This window comes from Kitasatospora sp. NPDC057512 (assembly GCF_042802135.1).
Classification (GTDB): Bacteria; Actinomycetota; Actinomycetes; order Streptomycetales; family Streptomycetaceae; genus Kitasatospora.
Window position 1 is genome coordinate 1 of sequence record NZ_JBHVET010000254.1, and the last position, 10,522, is coordinate 10,522.

Annotated in this window: 7 protein-coding genes; all 7 read right to left on the reverse strand. The window is 73.6% G+C overall.

Annotated elements, in window-relative coordinates; translation table 11 throughout:
• Positions 1-49: 49 nt before the first annotated feature.
• The gene (locus tag ACFU6K_RS18265) at positions 50-1,000 is read right to left on the reverse strand and encodes a phosphotransferase family protein (protein WP_380664186.1); all 951 of its coding nucleotides are present in this window, start codon (positions 998-1,000) and stop codon (positions 50-52) included.
• A complete protein-coding gene (locus ACFU6K_RS18270) occupies positions 997-1,998 on the reverse strand; it encodes a hypothetical protein (RefSeq protein ID WP_380664188.1) in 1,002 nt (333 codons plus the stop codon). The genes ACFU6K_RS18265 and ACFU6K_RS18270 overlap by 4 nt, the downstream gene beginning before the upstream one ends.
• A gap of 92 nt (positions 1,999-2,090) precedes the next feature.
• A complete protein-coding gene (locus ACFU6K_RS18275; RefSeq protein WP_380664190.1) occupies positions 2,091-2,825 on the reverse strand; it encodes a methyltransferase domain-containing protein in 735 nt (244 codons plus the stop codon).
• 28 nt (positions 2,826-2,853) lie between these two features.
• A complete protein-coding gene (locus tag ACFU6K_RS18280) occupies positions 2,854-4,203 on the reverse strand; it encodes an MFS transporter (RefSeq protein WP_380664192.1) in 1,350 nt (449 codons plus the stop codon).
• Positions 4,200-6,749, reverse strand: a complete 2,550-nt coding sequence (locus ACFU6K_RS18285) for a lantibiotic dehydratase (RefSeq protein ID WP_380664194.1) — start codon at positions 6,747-6,749, stop codon at positions 4,200-4,202. The genes ACFU6K_RS18280 and ACFU6K_RS18285 overlap by 4 nt, the downstream gene beginning before the upstream one ends.
• Positions 6,750-6,795: 46 nt before the next feature.
• Positions 6,796-7,689 carry a PHP domain-containing protein gene (locus ACFU6K_RS18290; protein ID WP_380664196.1) on the reverse strand — a complete coding sequence of 298 codons (894 nt, stop codon included), beginning with the start codon at positions 7,687-7,689 and terminating at the stop codon, positions 6,796-6,798.
• Entirely contained in the window at positions 7,686-10,223 is a 2,538-nt protein-coding gene (locus ACFU6K_RS18295; protein WP_380664198.1) for a lantibiotic dehydratase, read from the reverse strand. The genes ACFU6K_RS18290 and ACFU6K_RS18295 overlap by 4 nt, the downstream gene beginning before the upstream one ends.
• Between the last annotated feature and the right edge of the window lie 299 nt (positions 10,224-10,522).

The window sequence follows — 10,522 nt, forward strand, 5'->3', positions numbered from 1 at the left end:
CCCTTCCGTCGTCCGGTGGCCGGGGGTGAGGAGCTCACCCCCGGCCTCGTCACCACACGTCGGCGAGGTCCCGCAGGAGTTCGACCACCCGCGCCGTCTGCACCGGCCCGAGCCGCGGGTCCGGCGCCACCGAGGTGAAGACCAGGGCCAGCATCACCGCCGCGTCCAGCCGGTAGAGGAGGTCGGCCGCGGGGGTGACGGCGGACTTCCCTCCCGCGGCCTCGTAGCCCTGGCGGATCGCCCGCTCGTCCAGGCCGTTCTCCGGGATCAGCGCGTACTCGGACATCCGCGCCAGTTCCATCGCGGGGTCGCCGATCAGCACGTTGGACCAGTCGATCAGCGCGGCCACCCGCCCCCGGCTGCACAGCAGGTTCTGCCGGCGCAGGTCCAGGTGGAGCAGCGCCGGCTCGGCCGACGTCTCGGCGAGCCGGGCCGCGATCGCCGCGCGCTCGGGCAGCTCGCCGAGGCCCGGGCGGAGGTCCAGCAGCCTGCCGAACCGGTCGGGCAGCCGCTGCGCCAGCAGGTCGGGAACGGGTTGGCCGTACTGGACGACGGGCGCCAGGTCCGGGGCCGGCTTCGCGTGCAGCGCCGCGAACAGCGCCCCGACCTCGGACCAGTCCGGTGCCTGGGGGTCGGAGTCCACGAAGGCCGAGAGCAGCACCGGCGTGCCGGTCCGGGTGTACTCGATGCCCAGGGCGCGGGCGACCGGGAAGCCGTCCGGGGCCAGCCACTGGGTGATCCGGAGTTCCTGCTCCAGCAGGCCGTCCGCGCCGACGCCGACGTTGTTCGCAGTGTGGAACGTACGGGCGCGCGGCACGCGCAGCACCACGTCCTCGTGCGCCGCGCCGCTCAGCGGGCTCGCCCGGTAGACGAGGAACTCCACGCCGCTGCTGAGCACCACGGGCGGGGTGTAGCCGAGCGAGCCCGCGAGTTCGGCGAGCCCGTCCGTGACGTCCCGGTCCCCGGCCGGGCCGACCGTACCCTCCGCACTCCCCGTCATCGGGCGACCTCCGCGACCCGGGCGGAGCCGGCCGCCGCGGTGACGTCGCCGGTCGGACGGCGCCACATGCCGTGGAGCCAACTCTCGTACGCGGGGCCCCGGGGCTCGTCCAGCACCAGGCAGAGCGGCTCGATCACCCGTCCCGGGCCGCCGGCCAGACCGCCGTGGTGCATCGTCAGGTTGTCCCCGAGCAGCAGGTCGAACCGCTCGCTGGGCGCCAGGATCTCGTAACGCTCCCGGAACTCCCGCCAGTTGAGCCCGGCGCCCAGGGTCGTGACGTGGCAGAACACCCGCCGGACCTCGCCCTGGCACTCCCCGCAGGGGCAGCGCGTGCTGAGCGAACGCAGCAGCGGGAAGCGCTCCTTGACGACCTCCGCGAGGGGGCGCTCGCAGTGCAGCAGCGGCGTGGCCAGCAGCGCCTCCTCGGTCAGGCCGAGGAAGCCGGCGACGGTGGGGTAGGCGGACCCGTTGCGCCGGGTCGCGGCGAAGGAGTCGCGGATGTTCCGGGCGAGCCAGCGCGGCGTGCTCAGGCCGCCGGTGTCGCCGCGCAGTTCCTTGACGTCGTCGAGGATGCGCAGCCAGTCGTAGTAGGTGGTGACGCTGAGGCCCTCCCCGGGGTGGGCGATGAAGATGCCCTGGTACAGCTTGTGCGGGTGGGTGGTGGTGTACCCGGTGTCCGAGAAGGTCCGCAGCGTGGGGTCCCACTCGGGGTCGTCGAGCAGGCTCGGCGTCAGGTAGGAGGAGTGCTGGCCGTCGTGGTGCGGCAGCAGCGTGCGCACCTGGCGCGCGTCCGGGACGGGGGTGGGCTGCGCCGCGTCCACTTCCAGGTACATCTCCCCGGGCGCTCCGTCCCGGACCAGCCGGGTGCGCAGCGCCGCCGTGAGCTGGTGCGCCACGTCACGGCTGCGGTCCTCGTCCCAGCGCAGCGCGCCGATCCGGAAGACGACGAATCCGTGCCGCCGCAGCGCGGTCGCGGCCTCGGCGACCACCTCCGACACGGCCTGGTCCCACGGGGCCGAACCGTTCAGGGCCGTACAGTCGATCAGTTGTTCAGTGGCGGGAAACCTCACCGGACACCTTCCTCTGTGTGTTATTTGACGGCCAGAAAGCCTTCGAAGCAGATGTACTTCTGCATCGTCATGACCTGGCCGAACCCGGCCCCTCGGAGCATGGCGATGTTCTCCTCGCTGGTGAGGCAGTCCAGGACGCCCTTGAGGCTCCTGGACTTCCCGAGCACCTCGTCCGGGGTGTAGCCCTGGTTCACCTTGAACTCCTGGTACGTCTGCTGCATGAGGTCCTGCAGCATGGGAGTGGCGGACCGCACCTTCTCGAACACCACGAGGGCCCCGCCCTCCGGGAGCGCGGCGTACAGCGAGGCCAGGAGGGTCCTGCGCCGTTCCCGCGGCATGAACTGGAGGGTGTAGTACAGGGTCGCGAAGTCGAGCCGGTCGAGTTCCATGGCCGCGGCGTCCGCCTCCAGGATCGAGATCTCCGGGTACGCCGCGCACTGCTCCGCGGCCGCCGCCGCCATGCCGGGTTCCACGTCGACGCCCAGGAACCTCGCCCCGCTGCCCTGGTGACGCTCCGCGAGCGTGCGGATCAGGGTGCCGGTCGAGCAGCCCACGTCGAGGACAAGGCCGTCCGGGCGGACGAAGAAGTCCGACAGCTGGGCTACGAGTTCATGACCTTCCCGGTAGAGCGGGACGCTCTTGCTCACATGCTCGTCGAACGTCTGGAAGACGTCCCCGCCGAAAGTCCACCGGGCGGCTTCGGCGTGGATTCCGTCGCCCACCGGTAGGGGCGCGACGGCAGTCCTTGGCACCATGTCGGTCTCCCCCATCAGATTCCTCTTCTTACGATTCCCGAATGTCGGTTTCCGGCGCGGCGGTTGCCCGCCCGTCGGCCGCCGCGGCGGTCTCCCGTGCGGCAGCCACCGCGCCGACCTCCTGCACAGTGGCTTCCCGCGCGTCGGTCGGCAGGGTCTCCCGGCGCAGCACGCGGGCGACGGCCAGCGCGCACAGCACGGTGGCGACGCCGCCCAGGGCGAAGGGCGTCCTCAGCCCCCAGGCGTCCGCGGCGGCCCCGGCCAGCAGCCCGCCGAGCGGCATCGCGCCCCAGCCCAGCAGCCGGTAGACGCTGTTGGTGCGCCCCAGGAACTCCGCCGGCACGATCATCTGGCGCAGGGACACGACGACGACGTTCCACAGCGTCATCGCGAACCCCATGAGGACGAACGCGGCCAGCGCGGAGAACAGTTCGGCGGCGAGCCCGAGGACCAGCGAGGAGGCTCCGATGGCGACGAGCGCGCCGGTCAGGGCCGCCCGGCGGTCCAGCCGCCGGACCAGTCGCGGGGCCAGCAGGCCGCCGCCGACGCCTCCCACCGCCATCGCGGTCAGCAGCAGCCCGTAGTACCGTTCGGCCAGCCCGAGTTCCCGGGTGGCGAACAGGACGAGGACGGCCAGCTCGCCGAGGAAGACGGCGTTCACCACCGCCGACGCGAGCGCGAAGGAGCGCAGCACGCGGTTGCGGAGGATCAGCCGCAGGCCCGCCGCGATCTGCGGCAGCATGGCGCCCTTGGCGGCCCGCTTCGGCGGGGCGTTCACGGTGCGCACGCCGGCGATCAGGATGCCGGAGGCCACGAAGGACACCAGGTTCACCACGAACGGGAGGGTCCGGGACACCGCGAAGAGCGTGCCGCCCACGAGCTGTCCGACGAAGTCGCGGCCCGCCGTCACCCCGGTGAACAGCCGGCCGTTGGCCGGCTCCAGGTCCTCCTTGGCCACGACGGCGGGCAGGAAGGACTGCGCGGCGCACTCGAAGAAGACCTCGCCGACGCCCAGCAGCGCCGACACGACGAGCAGCGCGGGCAGGTTCGGCCCGCCCGCCCAGAGCACGGCGAGCAGCGCGACGACGGCCACGGCGCGGCCGAAGTCGGCGGCGACCATGATGCGCCCGGGGTGCATCCGGTCGACGAGCACGCCGGCGGGCAGCGCGACGAGCAGCCAGGGCAGGCTGCCCAGGACCGTCACCAGCGAGAGCTGTCCCGGGTCCGAGGTCACCTCCGCGGCCAGGACCGGGAACGCGGCGAAGTGCATGCCCGTGCCGACGGCCGAGACGGCGGAGGCGGCCCAGGTCCTGCGGAAGCCGGCGCCGAGGCCGCGCTCGGCGCGGGGCCGGGCCTCCGCGTGCGGGCCGGTGTTCATGCATCGTCCCCCGGCGAGAACACCGTGCACCGGAGTTCGCAGGTGTAGTGCCGCCCGTCGGGGGAGAACCACAGCGAGTCCGGGCCGGGGAGCATCTCCGAGATGGTGACCTTGCCGCCGTCGGTGCGTGCCATCCGGAACAGCTGGCGGACCAGGAGCGGCGCGTTCCAGTCCACGTAGACGGGCTTGGGCTCGGAGGCGACCTTGGCGAAGACCTGGGCGGGCAGGCCCAGTTCGGCGCGGAGCCGGCGGGCGGCGGCGAAGTCGGCGGCGTCGTCGCCGCCGGGCCGGTCCCCGGTCAGCCGTCCGACGGGTATCCGCCACTCCTCCCGTTGGAGCACCACCCGCCCGCAGGTGATCCGGGGGGTGTGCTCGCGGGGCCGTACGGGGAGCACGCCGCCGCCGAAGTGCCGGGGGAACGCGAACACGCTGAGCGGGTCGCCCAGGATGCTCGGCGTGCCGGCCGGTGCCGCCATCAGGCGCAGCCGTCCCGGGAGCGCGGTGTCGCGCAGTTCCAGCCGCTGGTCGGTGACCCGGACGAACACCGACTCCGGTGTGATCACCTCCGCGCGCGGCCGGGGCGACCGGCCGGCCACCTCGAAGTCGGGCTGGCCCAGGTCGACCCGGGCGGAGGTCTTGGCCCCGTGCTCGCGGACGATGTCGACGACGACCTCGTCCTCGGCGACGATGCCGGCGTAGTGCCGGGCGACCAGCTCCGGCAGCTCCGGGAACTCCCCGGCCAGCAGCGGGGCGATGCTGGTGTGGGTCTGGAGGTCGCGGACGGCGTGGCAGTCGCCGATGACGGCCAGGAAGTCGCCCGCGGCGAGCTGGTCGGCGCTCTTCGCCACGAACATCACGTCGGGGTTGAGCACGGCTCCGGGCCAGGTGCGGCAGCTGCCGAGGAGCTTGCGCAGCGCGTCCTCGGCGACCTCGACCCGGTGCGCCCCGGCGTCGTCGGGCAGCAGGACGGCGGTGATCTCGGCGGCCTTGTCCGCCAGTTGCCGCTCGATGGCGTCGACCTCGGCGGTGAGGCCGGCCACGTCGGCGAAGAAGTCCTCGTACAGGGTCCTGAGCGGGACCTCGTGGCCGGGGCCGTACCGGCGCAGGCTCCACCGGTGCAGGAGCTCGGTCTCCAGCTGGATGCGCAGCCGGGGCAGCACCAGGACCAGGTCGTAGGCGAGGGTCAGCTCGTCGGAGAGGAAGTCGGTGACCGCGCCGCCGACGGTCAGGTCGCGCAGGGTGCTGCGGCACTCCTCGAAGAGGACGCTGCGGTCGGCGTAGATGTCGCCCTGCCCGCGGTTCGCGGGCTGTCCGGTGATCTCCTCGAACCGGCGCTTGATCCGGTCCAGCAGCTCGGGCCGCGTGTGCGCCTCGGCCTGGGCGAACTCGGCCAGCAGGCCCCGGAGTTCGTCGGTGAGGCGCCGGAAGCCGTCGGCGTCCGGGTGCGCCGGCAGCGCCGCCCGCAGGTCGCCGAGCGCGTCGACGGTGCCGCTGGGCACCTCGAACTCCGCGATCAGCCAGCCGTCGGCCTTCAGGTCCGCGACCACCGCGTCGAACGCGGCGGCGCCGCCCTCGCCCTCCTCCGGGTGCTGCCCGCGCCACAGTTCACGGAGGGCGTGCAGCTCGGTCCCGCCGTCGCCGTGCCGCAGGATCCACTCCTCGACGGGCGTCAGGGCGCGCTCCGCCGCCTTCCTGAACTGCCAGTTGTCGAAGTCCGACACCGTGTCGGTGGCGAACTGGAAGCGCTCGACGCGGCCGTCGAGGAGGAAGGTGAGCGGACGGCGCCTGGGCCGCACCCGGTCGACCAGCCGGTCGTCGGAGGAGGCGGTGCTCGCCAGGGCCTGGGCCGCCCAGTGCGTCATGAAGGCCGTACGGACCAGGCCGGCGCCCGTGGACCAGTCCGGTCCGCCCTGCGGGGTGAGCCTGGCCGGGGTGAAGGGACCGAAGTGGGAGTGGGTCTCGTTCTTCGTGCAGGCGCGTTGCAGGTAGCGGGCGAGGGTGTCGATCCGACCGCGTTCGGCGGCGGTGGCCGGCCCTTCGCGGGAGTCCAGCCAGCCGGTGAAGAAGTCGTACTGGGCGTCGTTGGACAGCAGCAGCATCTGCCGCAGGGCCTCGTCGTCGAAGGCGGCGAGGACGGCCGCACGGCCCCGGTCCAGCGCCGTGCGGTGGCTGCGGGCGAACTCCTGCCCGACCTCCTGGCTCGACCGGGCGGCCGTCCGCCACTCCTCGACGGCCCGCGCCGTGTCCGGGCCCAGCTCCTCCAGCAGTCTGAGCTGCCGCGGCCTGAGCTCCTGGCCCTGGCCGAGCCGCCTGGTGATGTCCGCGTGGGCGTCGCCCAGGGCCTCGCGGTGGAGCAGGCCGCGCAGTCTCCCCGCGGCCGCGCGCTCCGCGGCGTCGGCCGCCTCGGCGCGCTCCGCCTGACGGGCCGCCTCCGGTGCCAGCAGCGGGTCGAGCAGGTCCAGCGGGAAGCCCGCCTGCCGCAGGAAGGCGAGGGGCAGGACGCTCCATGCGGTCGGGTGCCCCGCGACCGGTGTGCCCGGTTCCATGTGTCGGCTCTCCTCGGTGTCGGTTCGTGGTGGGGGTGGGCGGGTGTCAGGCGGCGAGCAGCGCGTCGACCAGGGCCTGCGGGTCGGATGCTCCGCCGCCCGGGACGAGCCCCGGCCCGGTCGCCCACGGTTTGATCCGGGTGCCGTGGAAGTCCGACCCCTGGGTGGGGACGAGCCCCAGCCGGGAGCAGAGGTCCAGCACGCTCCGCACCTCGGTCGGCGAGTGCCAGGTGGTCCAGGCCTCCAGGCCGGCCAGCCCGGCGTCGCGCAGCCCGGGCAGCGCGTCCACGCTCTCCGGGACCTGCCCGAGGACGCGGGCCGGATGGGCGAGCACGGGCACGCCCCGTGCCGCCCTGGCCCAGCCGATCACCTCCGGCAGGGACGGCCGTTCGGGATCCGGCACGTACAGCGGACGGCCCTCCTCGAACCAGTCGCGCTGCAGGTCCAGCAGGGTGTCCGGGGTGTAGTGGGCGAACCGTTCGTCCGCCGCGGCCTTGCGCTGCACCAGGCGCAGGATCTCGCCGAAGTAGGGGATCCGGTCCGCTCCGAGCAGCGCCTCGGTCTCCGCCCAGGAGACCGGGACGCCGATGCCCTGCGCCGCCTCCACCCGCTGCCGCAGACAGGCCAGGTGGTCCTCGTGGACGCGGCGCACCCGGCGGACGAAGTCGGGGTCGAGGGTGCCGTAGACGAGCAGGTGGGTCTCCCGGCCCAGCCAGCTCGTGGTCACCTCGCATCCGGTGACGCAGCGTCCGCCGAGCGCCTCGAAGGCCGTGCGGAAGGCGTCGGCCGAGGCGAGGGTGTCGTGGTCCGTGCAGGAGGCCACCGTGACGCCGGCGGACACCGCGCGCCGCGCGAGCTCCTCCGGGGTGTGGTCCCCGTCCGAGGCGCGGCTGTGGAGGTGCAGGTCGACGGTGGCGGGCCGCAGGACGCCGGCGCTCACGACCCGTCCCCGGCCGGCGCCGCCGGCCCGCCGGAGAAGACCGCGCAGCGCAGTTCGCTGGTGCGTCGGCCGCCGTCGGCCTCCAGCCAGAGCTGGTCCGGCCCGGGGAGCATCTCCGAGAACTCGACGGCCCCCTGGGCCTTCCGGGCCAGCCGGAAGAGCTGCCGGACCAGGAGCGGAGACGTCCAGTCCACGAAGACCGGCTTGGGTTCGCCCGGGATCTTCGCGAACCCGTAGCGCGGGAGCCCCAGTTCGGCGCGGAGCCGGCAGGCGGCGGCGAACTCGGGGGCGTCCCCGGCCGCCCGGTGGACGCCGGGGCTCCAGCCGCGCAGGGCGCTCGGCGGTATGCGCCACAGCTCCCGCTGGAGCACCACCCGGCCGTACCGGATCCGGGGCAGGTGGGCGCGGTCCGGCCCGCGCAGGCCCAGGCCGCCGAAGTGCCGGGGGAAGGAGAAGGGGACCAGCGGGTCCCGCCGGATGCTCGGTCCGCCGGCCAGCGGGGCCATCAGCCGCAGGCGCTGGGCGACGCCGTCCGCCCGCAGCTCCAGCCGGCCGCCGCGGACGACGACGTGGCACTGCGCCGGGTGCAGCACCTGGTCCCGCGGCTTGCCGGACAGTCCGTGGACCTCGAAGTCGGGGCAGGGGTGGCTGAGGGCCGTACCGGTCTTGTCCCGGTGGGAGCGGACCACGTCCAGCAGCAGCTCGTCCTCGGCGAGCAGCCCCCGGTACCGGTGGTGGACCTCGTCGAGCAGCTCCGGGGCGTCGGACTGGAGCATCGGCGCGAAGCTGGAGTGCGTCAGCAGCTCCCGTACCGCGTGGCACTCCCCGACGACGGCCAGGTAGTCGCCCCGGTCCAGCGCCGCGCGGTCGCGGGCGGCCAGCAGCACGTCGGGGTTGCAGACCGCGGGCAGCGGATCGGGTTCGCTCGCGATCAGCTTCTCCAGCAGGGCGGCCTCGATCACCACCTCGTGCTCCCCGCCGTCGCGCTCCCCCAACAGCGCCGCGGCGATCTCGGCCTCCAGGCCCGCCACGTCCCGGTCGATCTCCTCGCAGGCCCGGTCGAGAGCCGGCTTCCGATCGAAGAACCTGGCGTAGAAGTGGTCCAGGGGCACGGGGGTGTCCGCCCCGAACTCCTCCACCACCCAGTCCCGCAGCAGCTCGGTCTCCCGGCGCAGCCGTCGGCGGGAGGTCAGCAGCGCGAGGTCGTACGCCGGGGCCAGCTCCGTACCGAGGGTGGCGGCGACGTCGGCGCCCAGCGTCATGTCGCGCACCGGCCCGAAGGCCTCCTCGAAGACCACCGTGCGGTCGGCGTAGTGCCGGCCGCCGGCCCGGTTGGCGGACTGCTCGGTCGCCGTCGAGAACTCGGTCTTGATCTCCTCCAGCGCGGCGGCCCGCCGGTCGGGCGCGGCGGTCGCGAACCGCGCGAGGGCGCGCTCCAACCGCTCGACCAGCGCGCGCTCCCACGCTCCGGCCGGACCGGCGCCCTCCAGGAGTCGCGTCAGCACGCCCAGCGGGTCCGGGGCGCCGACGGGGATCTCCCAGCGGGCGACGACCCAGCCGTCGCGGTCCAGTCCGTCCAGGGTCCGGTCGAACTCCTCCGCCGGGGCGTGGGGGTGGTGCTCGCACCAGGCCGTGCGCAGCGCGGCGCGACTCTGCCGGCCGTCGCAGCGCTCCCACACCCAGCGCTCCTCGGGAGTCGGCTCGGCGGCCCCCTCCGGCAGGAAGCGCCAGTCCCCCGCCATGCCGCTGCTGGTCCGGAAGGCGTACCGGCGCAGCGAATCCCCGTCCAGGAAGGCCAGCGGGCGCCGCCGGGGACGGACGAGGTCCCTCAACTCCGGTCGGCCGCTGAAGACTTCGGCGAGGGCTTCGCCAGCCCAGTGGGCCAGGAAGGCGCGGCGTTCGAGCGGTCCGTCCGACCAGGCGACGGCGCCCGGCCGGTCGGTGATCCGGGCGGTGGAGAGCGGGCCGAAGTGCGAGTTCGTCTCGTTCTTGGTCGTCACCCGCTGCAAATACATCGTCAGCAAATCCGTCATTCGCCGGCGGTGTCCGGCGGATCCGGAACCGCCGCGGTCGAGCCAGTCCGTGAATTCCCGGTATCCGGCGTCGTTCGAGAGCAGCAGCACCTGGCGCAGCGACGGATCGTCGAAAGCGTCGATCACGTACTGCCGGCCGGCCTCCAGCCGGGCCGCGTGCTCCTCGGTGAACTCGCCCCAGGAACCGTCCAGTTCGGCGACGGCCCGGTTGTAGGCGTGCAGGGCCTCGCGGCCCGCGCCGTCGAGCCGGGGGTCGATCCGGGAGCAGACGTCCTCGGGTACGGCGCGCAGCATGCCCAGGTCGGAGGCCAGATCGCCGTCCTTCCCGATTCCGTGCTCCCGGAAGGCCGTCTTCACCCGCTGGGCCAGCCCGGTCGCCTCACGGGTGCGGTCGATCAGCGCCCGCGCCCGCTCGGCCGCGGCCTCGTCGGCGAGCGGATCCAACAGGTCCAGCGGGAACCCCGCGTAACGCAGCAGAACGACCGGTGCGAGATCCCACACTGCTTTCCCCCCACTCACTTCGACACCTCGGACAACTTAGACCACATGACGCGATCACGACAGTACCCACACCGAACCCGCCGAATACATGCTCATGAAATACGCCCGCAATGTCCGGATATACGGGAAGGGCGACCCATTCCCGCAATCTGCGGTAATTCAGCGGAAATACCGTGCGATCCGGATCGCCGGTGTTCCCGGACCGGCGCGCCGGATTCCGTCGAATCCGCCACGCTGCCGTGTCGCCGTGTCGCCGTACTGCCGCGCCGATCCGGATCGGGACGCGGCAGGGCCCGTCC

Excerpts from the sequence above, each read along its gene's own strand:
- ACFU6K_RS18265 (WP_380664186.1), bottom strand. The coding sequence starts at position 1,000 with ATGACGGGGAGTGCGGAGGGTACGGTCGGCCCGGCCGGGGACCGGGAC.
- ACFU6K_RS18275 (WP_380664190.1), bottom strand. The coding sequence starts at position 2,825 with ATGGTGCCAAGGACTGCCGTCGCGCCCCTACCGGTGGGCGACGGAATC.
- ACFU6K_RS18285 (WP_380664194.1), bottom strand. The coding sequence starts at position 6,749 with ATGGAACCGGGCACACCGGTCGCGGGGCACCCGACCGCATGGAGCGTC.
- ACFU6K_RS18280 (WP_380664192.1), bottom strand. The coding sequence starts at position 4,203 with ATGAACACCGGCCCGCACGCGGAGGCCCGGCCCCGCGCCGAGCGCGGC.